Source organism: Pseudomonas sp. 10B238, assembly GCF_000970615.1.
Classification (GTDB): Bacteria; Pseudomonadota; Gammaproteobacteria; order Pseudomonadales; family Pseudomonadaceae; genus Stutzerimonas.
The window spans coordinates 295155-314120 of the sequence record NZ_KQ033930.1; the positions used below are offsets into that span (position 1 = coordinate 295155).

15 protein-coding genes are annotated in these 18966 nt (G+C 63.3%); 8 read left to right on the top strand and 7 right to left on the bottom strand.

The genetic code is table 11. The features are described from left to right. The first annotated feature begins 90 nt into the window (after positions 1 to 90). The 5 genes from RT21_RS08210 (at position 91) to pdeM (ending at position 7246) form a co-directional block, all read left to right on the top strand. Positions 91 to 1107: a ligase-associated DNA damage response exonuclease gene (locus tag RT21_RS08210; RefSeq protein WP_046162337.1), complete on the top strand. Its 1017-nt coding sequence runs from the start codon at positions 91 to 93 to the stop codon at positions 1105 to 1107. A 208-nt stretch (positions 1108 to 1315) separates the two neighbouring features. After that, on the top strand, positions 1316 to 3025 hold the full coding sequence (locus tag RT21_RS08215; RefSeq protein WP_046162338.1) for an ATP-dependent DNA ligase: 1710 nt from the start codon (positions 1316 to 1318) through the stop codon (positions 3023 to 3025). After that, positions 3022 to 3648 (top strand): hypothetical protein, encoded by a 627-nt coding sequence (locus RT21_RS08220; protein ID WP_046162339.1) that lies wholly within the window; start codon positions 3022 to 3024, stop codon positions 3646 to 3648. Before RT21_RS08215 ends, RT21_RS08220 begins: the two co-directional genes overlap by 4 nt. Further along, positions 3645 to 6263, top strand: coding sequence for a ligase-associated DNA damage response DEXH box helicase (locus tag RT21_RS08225; protein ID WP_046162340.1), 2619 nt, complete (start codon positions 3645 to 3647; stop codon positions 6261 to 6263). The genes RT21_RS08220 and RT21_RS08225 overlap by 4 nt, the downstream gene beginning before the upstream one ends. A 326-nt stretch (positions 6264 to 6589) precedes the next feature. Then, the gene (pdeM, locus tag RT21_RS08230) at positions 6590 to 7246 is read left to right on the top strand and encodes a ligase-associated DNA damage response endonuclease PdeM (RefSeq protein ID WP_046162341.1); all 657 of its coding nucleotides are present in this window, start codon (positions 6590 to 6592) and stop codon (positions 7244 to 7246) included. A 7-nt stretch (positions 7247 to 7253) separates the two neighbouring features. On the opposite strand, the gene RT21_RS08235 is transcribed toward pdeM, so the two are convergent. After that, entirely contained in the window at positions 7254 to 7487 is a 234-nt protein-coding gene (locus RT21_RS08235; protein ID WP_045425613.1) for a hypothetical protein, read from the bottom strand. 183 nt (positions 7488 to 7670) lie between these two features. Between RT21_RS08235 and RT21_RS08240 the strand changes: the two genes are divergently transcribed. Together RT21_RS08240 and RT21_RS08245 are read left to right on the top strand one after the other, a co-directional pair. Continuing rightward, on the top strand, positions 7671 to 9002 hold the full coding sequence (locus RT21_RS08240) for an erythromycin esterase family protein (RefSeq protein ID WP_046162342.1): 1332 nt from the start codon (positions 7671 to 7673) through the stop codon (positions 9000 to 9002). Positions 9003 to 9005: 3 nt separating this feature from the next. Continuing rightward, positions 9006 to 9680, top strand: a complete 675-nt coding sequence (locus RT21_RS08245; protein ID WP_046162343.1) for a phosphoribosyltransferase — start codon at positions 9006 to 9008, stop codon at positions 9678 to 9680. Positions 9681 to 9686: 6 nt separating this feature from the next. Here RT21_RS08245 and RT21_RS23795 read toward each other — a convergent pair whose 3' ends face one another. From RT21_RS23795 to cysM, 6 genes are all read right to left on the bottom strand, one after another. After that, positions 9687 to 9842 carry a hypothetical protein gene (locus RT21_RS23795; protein WP_164863221.1) on the bottom strand — a complete coding sequence of 52 codons (156 nt, stop codon included), beginning with the start codon at positions 9840 to 9842 and terminating at the stop codon, positions 9687 to 9689. 320 nt (positions 9843 to 10162) lie between these two features. Then, entirely contained in the window at positions 10163 to 10702 is a 540-nt protein-coding gene (locus RT21_RS08250) for a DUF2058 domain-containing protein (protein ID WP_045425605.1), read from the bottom strand. 108 nt (positions 10703 to 10810) lie between these two features. After that, positions 10811 to 11641 (bottom strand): nucleoside triphosphate pyrophosphohydrolase, encoded by an 831-nt coding sequence (gene mazG, locus RT21_RS08255; RefSeq protein WP_045425602.1) that lies wholly within the window; start codon positions 11639 to 11641, stop codon positions 10811 to 10813. A 589-nt stretch (positions 11642 to 12230) separates the two neighbouring features. Then, positions 12231 to 14477 carry a GTP diphosphokinase gene (relA, locus tag RT21_RS08260; RefSeq protein ID WP_046162344.1) on the bottom strand — a complete coding sequence of 749 codons (2247 nt, stop codon included), beginning with the start codon at positions 14475 to 14477 and terminating at the stop codon, positions 12231 to 12233. Positions 14478 to 14576: 99 nt separating this feature from the next. Then, complete coding sequence (gene rlmD, locus RT21_RS08265; protein ID WP_046162345.1) at positions 14577 to 15932, bottom strand: 23S rRNA (uracil(1939)-C(5))-methyltransferase RlmD; 1356 nt, start codon at positions 15930 to 15932, stop codon at positions 14577 to 14579. A 33-nt stretch (positions 15933 to 15965) separates the two neighbouring features. Further along, positions 15966 to 16868 carry a cysteine synthase CysM gene (gene cysM / locus RT21_RS08270; protein WP_046162400.1) on the bottom strand — a complete coding sequence of 301 codons (903 nt, stop codon included), beginning with the start codon at positions 16866 to 16868 and terminating at the stop codon, positions 15966 to 15968. 285 nt (positions 16869 to 17153) lie between these two features. Here cysM and RT21_RS08275 point away from each other — a divergent pair, with 285 nt between their 5' ends. Continuing rightward, on the top strand, positions 17154 to 18950 hold the full coding sequence (locus RT21_RS08275; RefSeq protein ID WP_046162346.1) for a gamma-glutamyltransferase family protein: 1797 nt from the start codon (positions 17154 to 17156) through the stop codon (positions 18948 to 18950). Positions 18951 to 18966: the final 16 nt, after the last annotated feature.

Consider the following 18966-nt stretch of genomic DNA (forward strand, 5'->3'; position numbering starts at 1 on the left):
TGGGCTTCAGCCCACCGACGCGACCTTGCAGGCGAACTCCCAACGCCGGCCCGTGCTCCAACGCTACAAGCCCGCAAAGTGTCTGTATTCATGGATCTTGTCGTTGCCCGCCCCGAAGGCCTGTATTGCCCGCCTGGTGATTTCTACATCGACCCATGGCGGCCGGTAGAGCGCGCCGTCATTACCCACGCCCACGGCGACCATGCGCGCTGGGGCATGGGCCATTACCTGGCCTCCCGCGACAGCGAAGGCATCCTGCGCTCACGCATCGCCGCTGACATGCCACTGCAGACGCTGGCGTATGGCGAGTCCATTGAGCACCACGGGGTCAGGCTCAGCTTCCATCCCGCCGGCCATGTGCTCGGTTCCGCCCAGGTCCGACTGGAATACAAGGGCGAAGTCTGGGTCGCCTCGGGCGACTACAAGGTGGAGCCGGACGGCACTTGCGCACCCTTCGAGCCGGTGCGCTGCCACACCTTCATCACTGAATCGACCTTTGGCCTGCCGATCTACAAATGGCCCTCCCAGGCCGAGATATTCCGCGAGATCAACGACTGGTGGCGAGCCAACGCAGCGGCCGGGCGCGCCAGCGTGCTGTTCTGCTACGCCTTCGGCAAAGCGCAGCGCATCCTGCATGGCCTGGACGAAAGCATCGGCACCATCGTCGTCCATGGCGCCGTAGAGCCGCTGAACAAGGTGTACCGCGAAGGCGGCATCTATCTGCCACCGACCGTCTATGCCGGCGACCTGAAGAAAGGCGACCCGCGTTTGAAGCACGCCATCATCCTCGCTCCGCCCTCCGCCGGCGGCAGCACCTGGATGCGCCGCTTCGGTGACTACGCCGACGCCTTCGCCAGTGGCTGGATGATGCTGCGCGGCACCCGTCGTCGGCGCGGGGTCGACCGCGGCTTTGTGCTTTCCGATCATGCCGACTGGCCGGGCCTGCTCTGGGCCATCGAGCAGACCGGCGCCGAACGGGTGATGGTGACCCATGGTTCAGTTGCGGTCCTGGTGCGCTACCTGCGGGAGATCCGCGGCCTCGACGCCCAGGCCTTCGAGACCGAATACGGTGATGAGGATGACGCCACGTCCCAGGAGGCCGAATGACCCGCAGTCATGCCTTAGGTGCCCGACCGATGAACATCAGTCTTGAGATTCGACGCAACCACCTTGGTAGGCGCGAGATTGCTGGCGAACCGGAACCCTTTCGTCGTCACGGATCGCCAGCAAGCTGGCTCCTACCAAAGCGCATCAGCACCGAGCTTCGCCACCACCCTCGCGAAGGGGCTGCCTCCGCCGCTAAAGGCGGGCCGAAATGAAAGCTTTCGCCACTCTATACAGCCGCCTCGATGCCACCACCTCAAGCAACGCCAAGCTCGCGGCGATGCGGGACTACTTCCGCGACGCCGATCCCGCCGACGCGGCCTGGGCGGTCTACTTTCTGGCCGGCGGCCGCCCGCGCCAACTGGTCCCGACCCGTGTACTGCGCGAAACCGCCATGCATGCCTCGGGCTTGCCGGAATGGCTGTTCGAGGAAAGTTACCAGGCGGTCGGCGATATGGCCGAAACCATCTCACTATTGATGCCTGAAGCCGAGCACAGCTCCGACGACGGGCTGGCCGTGTGGATGCAGGACAAGTTGCTGCCGCTGCGCGGCCTGCCGCCGGAAGAGCTGACCGAACGCCTGCCCGCACTCTGGGCACAGCTGGATCGACTGAGCCTGATGGTCTGCATCAAACTGATCACTGGCGCCTTTCGCGTCGGCGTGTCGAAACTACTGGTCACCCGCGCACTGGCTTCGCTGGGCGATCTCGACCCCAAACGCGTCGCGCAACGGCTGGTGGGATACACCGACCTGTCTCATCGTCCCAGCGCTGAAGGCTACCGCGCGCTGATCGCCGAAGAGTCCGAACACGAGCACGCACAGCGTGGCGGCCAGCCCTACCCGTTTTTCCTCGCCCATCCGTTGCAGGCGCCGGTCGAGGAGTTCGACACGCTGCTCGGCGCGCCGGAGAACTGGTTCATCGAGTGGAAGTGGGACGGCATCCGCGCCCAGCTGGTCAAGCGCGACGGGCAGATCTGGGTCTGGTCGCGCGGCGAGGAGCTGGTCAGCGAACGATTCCCCGAACTCTGTGAACTGGCTGGCTGCTTGCCGGACGGCACGGTGATCGACGGCGAGATACTGGTCTGGAAGCACGCGCCCGGCGAGCCTGCGACCGACTTGTTCCAGCAGCCCACTCGCGACGATAGCGAAGCAACCGAGCGCTTCGGCGTGCAGCCCTTCGCCCTGCTGCAACAGCGGATCGGCCGTAAGAACCTGACCGCCAAAGTGCTGCAGGACGCCCCGGTTGCGGTGCTCAGTTATGACCTCCTGGAATGGCAGGGCGACGACTGGCGCCAGCGAGCGCACCACGAACGTCGGCAACAGCTCGAAGCCGTCGTCGCGCAATGCCCTAATCCACGGCTGATGCTGTCGCCGCTGGTGACCGGCCGTGACTGGACCGATCTGGCGCGCCACCGCGAGGCGTCCCGTGAGCGCGGTGTCGAGGGCATGATGATCAAGGCGCGCGCCGCGCAGTATGGCGTTGGCCGGACCAAGGACGTCGGCGTCTGGTGGAAATGGAAGATCGATCCGTATTCCATCGATGCCGTACTGATCTACGCCCAGCGCGGCCACGGCCGCCGCGCCAGCCTCTATACCGACTACACCTTTGCCGTATGGGACGGCGAGCCAGGCGACCCCGAGCGCAAGCTGGTGCCCTTCGCCAAGGCGTATTCCGGGCTGACCGACGAGGAAATGCGCAAGGTCGACGCCATCGTGCGCAAGACAACCGTGGAAAAGTTCGGCCCCGTGCGCAGCGTGACCCCGACGCTGGTGTTCGAATTGGGCTTCGAAGGCATTGCCGCCAGCAGCCGGCACAAAAGCGGCATCGCCGTGCGCTTCCCACGCATGCTGCGCTGGCGTCTCGACAAGCCGGTGGATGAGGCCGATACGCTGGAGACGCTGAAGGAACTGCTCGGATGAAGCGGCCTAGAGAAGTCGGGCAGAAGCACGAGTCCTGTGTAGGAGCCAGCTTGCTGGCGATCACCACCCCCATGGAGCCCCAGGATCGCGAGCAAGCTCGCTCCTACGAAAAGCGGAAGCACGACTCCCATGTAGGAGCCAGCTTGCTGGCGATCTCCATCCACGCGGAGCCCCAGGATCGCGAGCAAGCTCGCTCCCACGAAAAGCCGAAGCACGACTCCCGTGTAGGAGCCAGCTTGCTGGCGATCAGCAACCCTGCGGGGTCCGAGGTTCGCGAGCAAGCTCGCTCCTACGAAAAGCAGAAACACGAGTCCCGTGTAGGAGCCAGCTTGCTGGCGATCAGCAGCCCTGCGGAGTCCGAGCTTCGCGAGCAAGCTCGCTCCTACCAAAAGCAGAAGCACGACTCCCGTGTAGGAGCCAGCTTGCTGGCGATCACCACCCCTGCGGAGCCCCAAGATCGCGAGCAAGCTCGCTCCTACGAAAAGCGGAAGCACGACTCCCCTGTAGGAGCCAGCTTGCTGGCGATCAGCAGCCCTGCGGAGTCCAAGGATCGCCAGCAAGCTCGCTCCTACGAAAAGCGGAAGCACGCCCGTCGCTTTCATCGGGTGGCCTTCAGGTTATGAGTACGACGCCCGCGTCGCTTGCCGAACGTTGGTTTGCCAACCGCAACTGGCAGCCGTTCCCTTTCCAGCAGCAGGTCTGGCAGGCAGTACACAAGGGCGAATCGGGCCTGCTCCATGCCACCACGGGCTCGGGCAAGACTTACGCCGTCTGGCTTGGCGCCCTCAATCGATTCGCTTCTCCCGGAGCCGATTGGTCCACAGAAGACCCGCAGCCGTCTGCCAAACAATCGGACAAACCTGCGCCGCTCACTGTCCTCTGGATTACCCCGATGCGCGCGCTGGCCGCTGACACGGCCCGCGCGTTGCAAGCCCCGTTGGACGACCTCGGCATCAACTGGAGCATCGGCCTGCGAACCGGTGATACCAGTAGTTCAGAACGTGCGCGCCAGGGGCGGCGCCTGCCCAGTGCGCTGGTGACGACCCCGGAAAGCCTCACCCTGCTGCTGACCCGTGCCGACGCGCGTCAGGCCTTCGCCGGGCTGCGCATGCTGGTGGTGGACGAGTGGCACGAGCTGCTGGGCAACAAGCGCGGCGTGCAGTTGCAACTGGCGCTGGCGCGGCTGCGCCAATGGATGCCAGAACTGATCGTCTGGGGGCTATCGGCCACCTTGGGCAATCAGCCGCACGCGCTTGACGTGTTGTTGCACCCGAACAGCGGCAAGCTGGTACAAGGCAAGGTCGACAAGGATCTGCGGATCGATACCTTGCTGCCATCGAGCATCGAGCGCTTCCCCTGGGCCGGTCACCTGGGCCTGCGCATGCTGCCGCAGGTGGTCGAAGAGATCGACTCCGCCGCCACGACACTGGTCTTCACCAATACCCGCTCCCAGTCGGAGATCTGGTATCAGGCGATTCTCGGTGCGCGGCCGGACTGGGCCGGGCTGATCGCCCTTCACCACGGCTCGCTGTCGCGCGAGGTCCGTGATTGGGTCGAAATGGGCCTCAAGCAAGGCGCGCTAAAGACAGTGGTTTGCACCTCGAGCCTTGACCTGGGTGTCGACTTTCTCCCGGTCGAGCGGGTGTTGCAGATCGGTTCGCCTAAAGGCGTGGCGCGGCTGATGCAGCGCGCCGGGCGCTCGGGTCATGCACCGGGGCGCACCTCCCGTGTCACGCTGGTCCCCACCCACAGCGTGGAGGTGATAGAAGCCGCCGCTGCGCAGGTCGCCATTGCCGAACACCGAATCGAAGCCCGCAGCGCCCCGCAGCGCCCGCTCGATGTGCTGGTGCAGCATCTGGTCAGCATGGCGCTCGGCGGTGGCTTCCGCCCGGACGAACTGTTCGCCGAAGTGCGCCAGGCCTGGTCCTACCGGGAGCTGAACGACGAGCACTGGCAGTGGGCGCTGGCCTTCGTCCGTCATGGCGGGCATTCGCTCACCGCCTACCCGGATTACCAGCGTGTCGAGCCGGACGAGACCGGGCTGTGGAAGGTCCCCAGCCGCCGCGTGGCGCTGCGTCATCGCATGGGCATCGGCACCATCGTCAGCGATGCCAGCCTGACGGTGAAATTCTGGGCCAAGGGTGGCAGTGGCCGTTCGCTGGGCACCATCGAGGAAGGGTTCATCGCGCGCTTGCGGCCCGGCGACAATTTCCTCTTCGGGGGCCGACTGCTGGAACTGGTGCGGGTGGAGAACATGACCGCCTACGTCAGTCGCGCCACGGGCAAGAAAGCCGCCGTGCCACGCTGGAATGGCGGGCGGATGCCGCTGTCCAGCGAACTGGCCGATGCGGTGGTCGAGCAGCTCGGCGCCGCCTCGCGCGGGCAGTTCACCACGCCCGAGATGCGTCTGGTCGAGCCCCTGCTGCGCGTGCAGATGGACTGGTCGGCGCTGCCCACCGAAACCACCCTGCTGGCCGAGGTGATGAAATCCCGCGAGGGCTGGCACCTGTTCCTCTACCCTTTCGCCGGGCGCCACGTACATCTGGGGCTCGCCAGCCTGCTGGCCTGGCGCATGGGCCAGCACCAGCCGCTGACCTTCTCCATCGCCGTCAATGACTACGGGTTCGAACTGCTCTCGGCAACCGAAGTGGACTGGTTGCAGTGGCTCACGCCCGAGCTGTTCAGTCAGGACAATCTGCTGCATGACGTGCTTGCCAGTCTCAATGCCGGAGAGCTGGCGCGCCGTCGTTTCCGGGAGATTGCGCGGATCGCCGGACTGGTCTTCTCCGGCTACCCCGGGGCTCAGAAAAGCGCGCGCCAACTGCAGGCCTCCAGCGGCCTGTTCTTCGACGTGTTTCGCCAGTACGACCCGGCCAATCTCCTATTGAACCAAGCCGAGGAAGAAGTGCTGCGCCAGGAGCTGGAAGTCGAGCGACTGGAACAGACCATGAACCGTCTGCAACAGCGGCAATTGGACATTCACCCGGTCAAGCGCACAACGCCGTTGGCGTTTCCGCTGATGGTCGAACGCTTCCGCGAAAGCATGAGTTCGGAAAAACTCGCAGACCGCATCCGCCGCATGGTTGCGGACTTGGACAAGGCAGCAGGTCCCGGTGGCTATCAGCAAGAGGGCGACGCCAGTATTGCCGTGGAACGGGAAACCAGCCCAAAGCGCAAACCGCGCGCAACCAAGGACGGCACGCCAAGGCCGCAAAAGGCGCGACGCGCCATCCGATAGACACGACCCATGGATCGCTCCGCTGCTACGTGAGGAGCGACTCATTCAGGTTCCTAAGCCCGGGAAGCGCAAGCTTGCCGGCGTACGCTCAGTTCACCGCTAATCCACGCTCGGCCTACTGGCATACGCCATCGGACACATCACTTTGCCGCCCCCCATGAGCGCTCTCGAGGCCTCGGGACCCATGCAGGGAACCGTAGGAGCGAGCCTGCTCGCGAACGCCCACCACTGCCCCCACCAACTGAGCCGGCGCTGGCCCGCAGCGCAACGCAGCGAACGCCGCCCAGCGATGGGAACCCGCATCCGCCCGCGATAAACTCGGCCACATGACCCCGCACCTACCCATCGAACTCGAGCAGACGGAGCTCTGGTTGCTCCCCGACAAAGCCATCTACTGGCCTGATCGAAAAGCGTTGCTGATCGCCGATATCCATTTCGGCAAGGCCGCCGCCTATCGTCGTCTTGGCCAACCGGTGCCACACGGCACCACCCAGGCCAACCTGCAACGGCTCGACGCCCTGCTCGACCGCTACCGCTGCGAGCAGCTGATCTTCCTCGGTGACTTCCTCCATGCGCCGGAATCACAGACGCCCGCCACGCTCAGCCAATTGCTCGACTGGCGCGCCAGGCACCCAGAGCTTGCGGTGACCCTGATACGGGGCAACCATGACCGTCGCGCCGGCGACCCGCCTGCCAGCCTGGCAATGACCGTGGTGCCCGAACCGCTGCTGCTCGGTCCGTTCGCCCTGCAGCACGAACCCGATCCGCATCCCAGCCATCACGTCCTGGCAGGCCATCTGCACCCGGCGTTCCGCCTGCATGGACGCGGCCGCCAGTCGTTGCGCCTACCCTGTTTCTGCCTAGGCGAGCGGGTCAGCCTGCTGCCGGCCTTCGGCAGCTTCACCGGAATGATGGAAGTAGACTCCGACCCGGGCCGGCGTCTTTTCGTGGTTGGGGGTGATGGGGTATGGCAGGTGGCGTGACGTGGGTTTAAGCCTGTGAGATGCCGGTTACGGTGATACCAAAGCGCTCGCTCAAACGTGTGGCAGGGGTCTCCTCCACATCGGGGTCGTGCTCGTAGGCATCTTCTTCTCCGGCGTAATCCTGCTCGGCCTTGCGGGTGACCAGCTCTACTGCCTCGTCTATATCCGGCTGGCGATCGGATTCGGTCCGCAGAATGGAGGTATTGCCGTCTTTGCTATAAGCGATGATCCAAGTCGTCATGGGTGCCCCTCGTGTCTTAGCGCCTTCGGCGGAAACTCGCTCGCCGAGATTGGCGTCGCATTGGTTAGAGACTAGTCCGTCGCATTCAGTTCTGCCGCTTGTGCTTGTTGAATCAGCTGCCGGACGGTCTGAACGGGGCAATCCGCCGTCGGTCATCTAGAAAGCAGACCAGGAGACGAGACCATGATCCAGTCACGTCCACGACCTAAAGAATCGACTGAGGAACAGCTGGTAGAGCTGCTGCGCCGTAGCGCAATCGTATTGCCCGACATTGATGATCCGGAATTTGCCGACGCCTTCGAGCAGTTCGCTGACGCACGGGTGGTGTTGATCGGCGAAGCCAGCCACGGCACGTCGGAGTTCTACCGCGCCCGAGCGGCGATAACCCGCCGATTGATCGAGCGACACGGCTTCAGCATCGTCGCCGCCGAAGCCGACTGGCCGGATGCGGCAAAGATCGACCGCTACGTGCGCCAACAGCAGCCACCCGCCTGGGTCGAGGACGGCTTCAAACGCTTTCCGACCTGGATGTGGCGCAACCAGGAGGTCGCTGATTTCGCCCGTTGGCTGCGTGACCACAACGATGGCCTACCCGCCGAAAAACGGGTGGAGTTTCGCGGGCTGGACGTCTACAGCCTGGGTGCCTCGATCCAGGAGGTGCTCGGCTACCTCGACCGGGTCGACCCGGACGCCGCCGCGACCGCGCGGCGCCGATATGGCTGCCTCAGCCCTTGGCATGACGAGCCGGCGATCTACGGTCGCAACGTGATGCGCGGCGAACCCTCCTGCGAGGGCGCCGTGGTCGAACAGCTACGCGCCTTGCTCGACCAGCGGCTGGAATACATGAAGAGGGACGGCTGCAGCTTCTTCAATGCCGAGCAGAATGCCCGCGTCGTGCTCGCCGCCGAGCAGTACTACCGAGCCATGTACCAGGGCTCGACCGAATCGTGGAACCTGCGCGATCGGCACATGTTCGACACCCTGCAGGCCCTGCTGGCGCATCGCGGTGAGGATGCCAAGGCGGTGGTCTGGGCGCACAACTCGCACATCGGCAACGCCGCTTCGACCTCCATGGGCTGGGGCGGCGAATTCAATATCGGTGAGCTGTGCCGCACCGCCTTCGGTCGCGATGCGGTGCTGATCGGCATGGGCACCGACCGCGGCGAGGTGGCAGCGGCTGACAACTGGGACGAACCCATGCAGGTCAAACAGGTTCGGCCGTCGCGCCCGGACAGCTGGGAGCAGCTGTTCTTGCGCACTGAACTACCGGCTTCGCTAACCACGTGGCGCGACGATCCGCAGCTCCGCAAAGCATTGGCCAGGCCGCGTCTCGAGCGGGCCATCGGGGTGATCTACCGTCCGGCTACCGAACGCCAGAGCCATTATTTCCAAGCCATACTGTCAGAACAGTTCGACGCCCTGCTCTGGCTCGAACAGACCCACGCGGTCAAACCGATCGGCCCCCAGCAGATCGATGAAGAGAGCGTTCCGGATACCTACCCATTCGGAGAGTGAGTCATGCGCGTCTTAATGCCCGAATCGCAACTGTTTCGCGACCGCACCCATGCCGGCCAGGAGCTGGCCGAAGCCCTGCAGCACCTTGCGGCGGATTCGCCCCTGGTGCTGGCCCTGCCGCGCGGAGGGGTTCCGGTCGCCTTCGAAGTGGCGCAGCGCTTGAGGGCACCACTGGATCTGGTGCTGGTGCGCAAGATCGGCGCGCCGGGTAACGAAGAGCTGGCGCTGGGCGCGGTGATCGACGGCGCCGAGCCGAAGTGGGTGATAAACCAGGAATTGCTTAACCAGATCGCACCACCACCGAGCTGGTTCGAAGAAGAAATGCAGCGTCAACTGACCGAGCTGGAACGCCGTCGGCATCGCTACTGTGGCGAGCGACCAGCCCCCGTGCTCACGGATCGCTGCGTCATCGTGATCGATGATGGCATCGCCACCGGTGCCACGGTGCGGGCAGCGTTGAAGGGGCTCAAGCAATCGAAACCGAGCCACGTGGTACTAGCCGTGCCAGTGGGCCCACGGGATGTGATCGAAATGTTGAAAACAGAAGTGGACGAGCTGGTCTGCCTGGCAATGCCCGAGCCGTTCATCGGGGTCGGTTGTCATTACGGCAACTTCGAGCAAACCAGCGACGAGCAGGTGGTCGACCTGCTCGCGCGGGCCGCTGGTCCGGCGTGGTGATGGCTGTCAGGCTACCGGGTCTGGCGGCGGCTGATCCGGGATAGTCGGCTCGCCGGGCTCGCTCGGCAGGTCCGGCACGCCAGGCTCTTCGGGGTCACCGGGCACGCCGTGGGCTTGCCAGCTGAGCGTATCGATCTCTTCCGAATAACGTGTGGTTTCCATTTGAGTCCTCCTGCTGTAACCGAAAGCCCGGTCGGGCTATTGCAGTAGACGCCACTAGGCGGCCATAAATCCATCCTCCCGTCGGAGGTGCTTCGGGAACGCCTTTAACTGCTACATCCGCAAGCGCAGTCGCCAAAAGAGCTTGCTCGCGAACCGATATACGCATTCGCCAGCAAGCTGGCTCTACAGAGGCGGCTGCGCGGTGGTCGTAGTGAGCCCAGAACGCACTAGCCAAGGACAGTGACCCTTACGGCAGCCAACAGGTCGACCGCCTCGGCAATATGCCTTACTGACTGGCCGCACTGAGGATCGGCGGGCTCTTACCACATCAGATCGTCAGGGATCTGGTAAGCGGCATAAGGATCATCGGCATCCGGCGCTTCGGTCTGAACATTGAGCTGCACGATGCGGCGCGGGTCGCGCTCCTGAATCTTCAGTGCCGCCTCACGCGGGATCACTTCATAACCGCCGCCATGGCGGACGATAGCCAGCGAGCCACTGGAGAGCTTGTCGCGCATCAGCTTGTTCACCGACAGGCGCTTGACCTTCTTGTCGTCGACGAAGTTGTAGTAGTCCTCGGTTGTCAACTTAGGCAAGCGGCTACCTTCGATCAGTTGCTTGACCTGCGCGATACGGGCCTTCTGTTCGGCTTTTTCCTGCTGCTGACGGTTCAGCTCCTGGTCGCGGGCGAGTTTTTCGGCATGAGCCTTAAGTGCCGCATCGCGTTGCGAGGTGTCCTGTTCAGCCTGGCCTTTCTTCACCAGGCGCTGCTGTTTCTGCTGTTGCTTGCCGGCCTGCTTGGCCTGTTTTTCATTGACCAGCCCGGCTTTGAGCAGCTGATCGCGAAGGGAAAGACTCATGTGTCGGCTCGTCTCGTCGTGAATTCAAATTAGACGTAAGGGCGGATCAACCAGGATCCACCGAGCGGGTTCGTGGCCCTGACAACTTCCACGATTACGCTCCGGCTATCAACCGCAGGTCGGTATCTTTTCCGCTTTCTTGGCCTCGCCCCATAGCGCGTCGAGCTCTTCCAGGTCGCAATTTTCAATGGGCCGACCGCTATCCCGCAAGGCTTGTTCGATAAAGCGAAAGCGTCGCTCAAACTTGCGATTGGCCGCTCGCAATGCATTCTCCGGATCGACCTTCAGGTGCCGCGCCAGATTGACCGTGACGAACAGCAAATCGCCGATTTCCTCGGCAATGGCCTCCGGGTCGTTCTCGCTCATGGCCTCGAGGACTTCGTCGAGTTCCTCACGCACCTTGTCCACCACCGGCAACGCGTCCGGCCAGTCGAAGCCGACCTGAGCGGTGCGCTTCTGCAGCTTGGCGGCGCGACTCAAGGCGGGCAACGCGCTGGGCACATCATCGAGCAGCGACAGTTGCTCGGGCACTGCGGACTTCTCCGCGCGTTCCTCGGCCTTGATTTCCTCCCAACGCAACTTGATGGCTGCCTCATCGAGGCGCGGCAACTCCGGCGAGCCATACAGATCGCCGTCAGGGAACACGTGCGGGTGCCGACGCAACAGCTTGCGGGTGATGCCATCAACGACCGCATCGAACTCGAAGCGGCCCTCCTCCTTCGCCAGTTGGCTGTAATAGACAACCTGGAACAGCAAGTCGCCCAGCTCACCCGGCAAATGATCGAAGTCACCGCTCTCGATGGCATCCGCCACCTCGTAGGCTTCTTCCAGAGTATGCGGCACGATGCTGGCGTAATCCTGCTGCAGATCCCACGGGCAGCCATGCTGCGGATCACGCAGCCGGGCCATCAGGTGCAGAAGGTCATTGAGCTGGTACATGAGATTCCTCGGTGAAAGCCTGAGAGTGAAGCTGAGCCCATTGTAGGGTGGATGACGCTTCATCCATCCACCGCAGCGTCGTCATGGTGGATGTAAAAAGCGACATCCACCCTACGGTGCTACCAGCTCTTCCAGCGACCGTACGGCCCCGAGCGCAACAGCTCAGATCAGATCAGATCAGATACCAAACAAAAACAGACCTGACCGTCGCGAGCGAAAGCCAGACAAGGCGCAAGCTTGCTGAAAAAACGGAGTTGGCTGCTCCACTGAGCATGTCCAGGCCCCAGGGTAAACATTCTATCGATCCACCTCATTCATGCGTCCGGCCCCGAGCGTCGCGAGCGAAGAGCTGGCTAGGCGAAGCTCAACCGAAAAAGCGGAGTTGGCTGTTGCCAATGAGCATTTTTCGGTTGAGCTTCAACAACGTCAGATCGAGCGCAGCAGCTCAGATCAGATGCCAAACAAAACAGGTCTGACCGTCGCGAGCGAAGGCCAGACAAGGCGCAAGCTAGCTGAAAAAGCGGAGTTGGCTTCTGCCAATGAGCATTTTTCAGCAAGCTTGCAACGCCGTATGGCCGAGCGCAGCAGGTTAGGAGGTACGCTGGCGCTTCGCCTCGATAATATTGGGCAGCTGCGAGATTCGGCTGAGTAGTCGCCCCAGCGCATCCAGCCCAGGTATCTCAATGGTCAGTGTCATCTGCGCTGTACTGTCTTCCTTGTTCGAGCGGGTGTTGACGGCCAGTACGTTGATCCGCTCGTTGAGCAGGATCTGCGAAACGTCACGCAGCAGGCCGGAACGGTCGTAGGCACGAATGCTGATGTCTGCCGGATAGGTCTTTTCGGGGATCGGCCCCCAGCTGACCTGAATGATCCGCTCCGGCTCTCGCCCGGACAGCTGCAACACCGAGGCGCAATCCTGGCGGTGGATGCTGACGCCGCGCCCGAGGGTGATGTAACCGACAATCGGGTCGCCCGGCAGCGGCTGGCAGCAGCCCGCCATTTGCGTGAGCAGATTGCCGACACCCTGGATCTGCACGTCGCCGCGCTTGCCCGGTTTGGTGCTGGTGGGGCGCTTCGGGATCAGCTCAAGCTGATCGTCGCTATGGCTATCCGGTTCCACCAGCTGCTGGGCATGATTGACCAACTGCGCCAGACGTAGGTCGCCGGCACCCAGGGCGGCGAACATGTCTTCAGCGGTCTTCAGGTTGGCCTTTTCCGCCAGTTTGTCGAAGTCCACCGGCGGCAAATCGAGGCGACCCAATTCGCGTTCCAGCAACGCCTTGCCGGCCGCGACGTTCTGGTCTCGGGCCTGCAGCTTGAACCAGTGGACGATCTTCGCCCGCGAGCGCGAGGTGGTGATGTAACCCAGGTTGGGGTTCAGCCAGTCGCGGCTCGGCGAGCCGTGCTTGCTGGTGATGATCTCGACCTGCTCGCCGGTCTGCAGGCTGTAGTTGAGCGGCACGATGCGCCCATTGATCTTGGCACCCCGGCAGTTGTGGCCGATCTCGGTGTGCACGCGGTAGGCGAAGTCCAGAGGCGTCGCGCCCTTGGGCAGGTCGATGGCATGCCCGTCCGGGGTGAATACGTAGACGCGATCGGGTTCGATATCGACGCGCAGCTGATCGGCCAGACCGCCAATATCACCCAGCTCTTCATGCCATTCGAGCACCTGACGCAGCCAGGAGATCTTTTCCTCGTAGTGGTTCGAGGTGCTCTTGACGTCGGTGCCCTTGTAACGCCAGTGCGCGCAAACGCCCAGCTCGGCTTCTTCGTGCATGGCCTGGGTGCGGATCTGCACTTCCAGCACCTTGCCCTCCGGCCCGAGCACCGCGGTGTGCAGCGAGCGGTAGCCGTTCTCCTTGGGGTTGGCGATGTAGTCGTCGAACTCCTTGGGAATGTGTCGCCACAGGGTGTGCACGATACCCAGCGCGGTGTAGCAATCGCGAACCTCGGGAACCAGCACGCGAACGGCGCGAACGTCGTAGATCTGGCTGAATTGCAGCCCTTTCTTCTGCATTTTCCGCCAGATCGAATAGATGTGCTTGGCACGCCCGTCGATTTCGGGGTGAATCCCGGTGGCGGTCAGTTCGTCCTTGAGCTGCTGGACCACGTTCTGGATGTACTGCTCGCGATCCAGCCGGCGCTCATGCAGCAACTGAGCGATCTGCTTGTACTGTTCAGGCTCAAGGTAGCGGAAGGACAGGTCCTCCAGCTCCCACTTGATGTGACCGATGCCCAGGCGATGGGCCAGCGGCGCGTAGATGTCGAAGACCTCGCGAGCTACGCGGTGCCGCTTGTCATCATCGGCATTCTTCACGGCGCGGATGGCGCAGGTCCGCTCGGCCAGCTTGATGAGCGCGACGCGAACGTCGTCGACCATCGCCACCAGCATCTTGCGCAGGTTTTCCACTTGGGTTTGTGTGCCCAGCACCAGCGACTCGCGCGGGTTGAGGCTGTCGCTGATGGCCGCCATGCGCAGCACACCCTCGATCAGCTTGGCCACCACCGGGCCAAAGTGCTGGTGCACCTCGGCCAGCTGGATCTTGCCTTCGCGCACGCCGCGGTAGATGACGGCCGCGACCAGGCTGTCCTGATCAAGCTTGAGGTCGGCGAGAATCTCTGCGATTTCCAGCCCAATCTGGTAACTGGAGGTGCCTTCACTCCAGAGGTTCTTTGCCGCGTTCGCCTGCTGCTCCGCCGCTCGGGCGAACTCGCAGGCCTGCTTGAGTGCGTCGCGGTCGAGTGCCGGGTCCATCCCCAGCACATGATCGAGCCAGCCATCGAGGTTGATGCTGCCGTCGGTGTTGATCGGCTGAAGCGCTCTGACCTGGACCATCTAATACCTTCCCTCTACGCATCATCTGCGTCGAATACGCCAGCTTTCTCGGAGCCGGTCGGTTGAACCACAGGCCGATCGCCTGTCAAAAAAACTGAACTACGCTGGCCGCTCGAAGAGTGCCATGGCCTCGACGTGCGCGGTTTGCGGAAACATGTCCAGCACGCCTGCTTGCTTCAATTGATAGCCTTGCCCGACCAACTCAGCGGCATCGCGCGCCAGCGTTGCAGGATTGCACGAAACATAGACCACGCGCCGTGCGCCTAAAGTCGCCATCTGCCGCACAATTTCCAACGCACCATCACGCGGCGGATCGAGCAGCACCGCCGCGAAGCCGCCCTTGGCCCACTGGGCTTCGATAAGCGGCTTCGACAGGTCCGCCTGATAAAAGTGCGCATTCTGAAGGCCGTTTTGCTCCACATTGGTGCGCGCGCGCTCGACCATCTCGCCAATACCTTCGATGGCCACCACTTCTGCACCCTTTCGAGCCAGCGGCAAGCTGAAGTTGCCCAGCCCGCAGAATAGGTCGAGCACCCGCTCGCCCGCTTCCGGTGCCAGCCATTCAAGGGCCTGCGCCACCATTGCCTCGTTGACCGGCGCGTTCACCTGGACAAAGTCGCCTGGTCGCCAGGCCAATTCCAGATCCCATGCCGGCAAGCGGTAGCCCAACCTGTACGCGGGGTCCAATGGCTGCGCCGGACCCTCGCCTTGCAGCCAGAGCTGCGCGTTCTGCTCATTCGCGAAGTCGACCAAACGTTGTAGATCGCCCGACCCCAGCGCAGCGGTATGGCGCACCAGCACCGCCTCGGCCGTCCCGCTGAACATCTCCAGATGCCCGATCACTTGCGGCTTGTCCAATGCGTGCAACACGGCCAGTAAAGCCGGCAACAGCGTCTGCAAGGGTTGTACCAGCACCTGACATTCGCGAATGGCGACAATGTCCTGGCTGGCACTGGCGCGAAAACCGACGTCGAGCCGCCGCGCCTTGTGGTCCCAGCGCACCGCCAACCGTGCGCGCCGGCGATAGCCGAACTCGGGGCCACTGAGTGGCGCCGCCCATTGCTGCGGCTCGATCGAGGCCACCCGGGACAATTGCTCGGCGAGGCTGCGCTGTTTCAGTTCGAGTTGATCGGCCGCGCTCAGGTGCTGCAGGTTGCAGCCGCCGCAAACCCGCGCATGCGGGCACGGCTCGGCACGCCGCCGGTCGCTGGCAGTCAGCACCCGCTCGGTACGGGCTTCGACGATCTGGCTGCGGGCGTTCAGTACACGCGCCTCGACGTCTTCCTCGGGCAAGGCCCCATCAACGAACCAGGTGCGGTTATCGAGAAAGGCGATGCCGCGACCATCGTTCGCCAGCCGCTCTATGCTCAGCCGCTGCTTCTTGCCGGTCGGAACCTGAGGCTTCTTCTCGCCACCGCTAGGCTGGAAGCGCAAGCCACCACTGCGTTTGGCCATCAGCAAGTACCGCCTTCAACCGGCACGATAGGATCAATTGGGCTGGTCATAGACGCCTGTCGACAGGTAGCGATCGCCACGGTCACAGATGATCGCAACGATCACCGCATTCTCGACTTCCTTGGACAGACGCAGCGCCGCCGCCACTGACCCACCTGACGACACGCCGCAAAAGATGCCTTCCTCGCGGGCCAAGCGGCGCATGACGTGCTCGGCCTCGTCCTGCGCCATATCGACGATTCGGTCGACGCGTTCCGCCTGGTAGATCTTAGGAAGGTACTCCTGCGGCCAGCGGCGGATGCCGGGGATCGCCGCGCCCTCCATGGGCTGCAGGCCGATGATCTGGATGTTCGGATTCTGCTGCTTGAGGTAGCGGGATACACCCATGATGGTGCCGGTGGTGCCCATCGAACTGACGAAATGGGTGATGCTGCCCTGCGTCTGCTGCCACAGTTCCGGCCCGGTACTGGTGAAGTGGGCCTCAGGATTGTCGCCGTTGGCGAACTGATCGAGCACCTTGCCGCGCCCTTCGGCAGCCATTTTCACCGCCAAGTCGCGAGCGCCTTCCATGCCCTCTTCCTTGCTCACCAGAATCAGCTCGGCGCCATAGGCCGTCATGGCTGCCTTGCGCTCGGCACTGGAGTTGTCCGGCATGATCAGGATGAACCTGTAGCCCTTGATCGCCGCAGCCATGGCCAGGGCGATGCCGGTGTTGCCGGACGTGGCTTCGATCAGCGTATCGCCGGGCTTGATGTCGCCCCGCGCTTCGGCCCGCGCGATCATCGACAACGCGGGACGGTCTTTGACCGAGCCGGCCGGGTTGTTGCCTTCGAGTTTTACCAGGATGGTGTTGCTGGTTTCGCCGGGCAGACGCTGCAGGCGAACCAGGGGCGTGTTGCCGACACAATCGGCAATGGTCGGGTACTGAATTGTCATGGCTTCGATGGACCGCACAGCCTTTGAGAGGCGCACATGATAGCGGCAACCATCGGCCACGGGCAGACCGCGCTACCCTCGTGTCGGTCTGGCGGGGGTCACGAATCCGCAGCCGATGCGCCACACGCCACACCCATTCGGCGAAGCAGGCAGACGAACGGCTCAGCACAACGAATGTACGAAGATTTTACCAACCGCAGCGATCAGGCTTGGCAAACCGGGGTCAGTGAACTAGCCCTGTAAACAGCTACACCTTTTTCCTTCCGCCCAGACAAGGAACATCCCATGCATGTCGGACGAGCCGCCCTGGTTCCCTCGATTCTGTTGTTCAGCCTCACCGCCTGCACTCAACCGGACGGCCCATCCAGCGAAATCCCACCTGCCCCGGAAGCGTCCAGCGGCTACTCGACCAAGCCGGGCTGGGCGCTGGAACGCTTTGCCGTTGCCGCTGCCAACCCGCTGGCGACCGAAGCCGGCTACGAAATGCTCAAGGCTGGCGGCAGCGCAATGGACGCCGCCGTGGCGGTACAGATGGTGTTGAGCCTGGTCGAGCCGCAATCCAGCGGGCTTGGCGGCGGTGCCTTTCTGTTGCATTGGGATGGCGAACACATCGCAGCACTGGATGGCAGAGAGACCGCACCGGCAGCGGTCGACGAACGACTGTTCCTGACTGCCGACGGCAAGCCGATGGCATTTCTCGATGCCGTCGTCGGAGGTCGTTCGGTGGGTGTGCCAGGCGTGGTGAGGATGCTTGAGCGCGCGCACGACCAGTACGGCAACTTGCCTTGGAAAGCCTTGTTCCAACCAGCTATCGAACTTGCCGAAAACGGTTTCGAAGTCAGCCCGCGCTTGCATGGCCTGCTGGTCAGCGATCCGGCCTTGCGCAAGGACCCGCGCGCCGCGGCGTTCTACTATCAGGACGATGGCGAGCCTCTGCCGGTCGGCCATCGCTTGCGCAATCCAGCCCTCGCCGCGCTGCTCAAGGACATCGCCGAACGCGGCAGCGATGCTTTCTACACCGGCGCTAACGCCCGCGCGCTGGTCCTGCAGGTGAACACTCACCCGACCAACCCAGGCCGCATCAGCCTGAACGATCTCGAGGGATACCAGCCGCGCGAGCGGGACGCGATCTGCACGCTCTGGCAGAAGCGCTATCAGGTCTGCGGTTTCCCGCCGCCGTCGTCGGGGCACATTACGCAGATGCAGATCCTTGGCATTCTGGAACAGCTGCCGACGGTGCAGCCGCTCGATCAGGGCGTGCCTTCTGTCGAATTCCTGCACCGCTATACCGAGGCTTCACGACTGGCGTATGCCGACCGCGCCAAGTACCTAGCTGACCCGGATTTCGTGCCGGTACCGGGCCGCACCTGGAACAGCATGCTTGCACCGAGTTACCTCAAGCAGCGCGCCGCACTGATCGGCCCGCGCAGCATGGGCACTGCCGAAGCGGGCGAACCCGGCGAAATGCCGATCGTGTTCGCCCCGCAGGCGGCACAACCAGAATACGGCACCAGCCATATCAGCATCGTCGACGCCGAGGGCAACGCGTTGGCGATGACCACAACCATCGAGCAAGCCTTCGGCTCACGTCTGCTCAACGATGGCGGCACCGGCCTCCCCGGCGGCTACCTGCTGAACAACGAACTCACCGACTTTTCCTTCGAACCCTACGACGCTTTTGGTCGGCAGGTGGCCAACCGGGTCGAGCCGAACAAGCGCCCACGCTCAAGTATGAGCCCGACGCTGGTATTCGACGTCACGGGCGAGCAGTTTCTGGCGAGCCTCGGTTCCCCTGGCGGCGCGGCGATCATCCACTTCACCGCGAAGACCCTGCTGGGCATGTATGACTGGGGTCTGGATGCGCAACGAGCAATCGACCTGCCCAACTTCGGCAGCTTCAACGGCCCAACGGTGCTCGAAGCAGGACGCTTTCCAGCGAGCACCGTACAGGCGCTGAAAGCGCGCGGCCATGAGGTCAACGAGACGGAAATGACCAGCGGACTTCAAGCTATTCAACGCACCGACAGCGGCTGGTTCGGCGGTGCCGACCCGCGCCGCGAAGGTGTGGTGATGGGCGAGTAACGCCTCGGCGACTGCC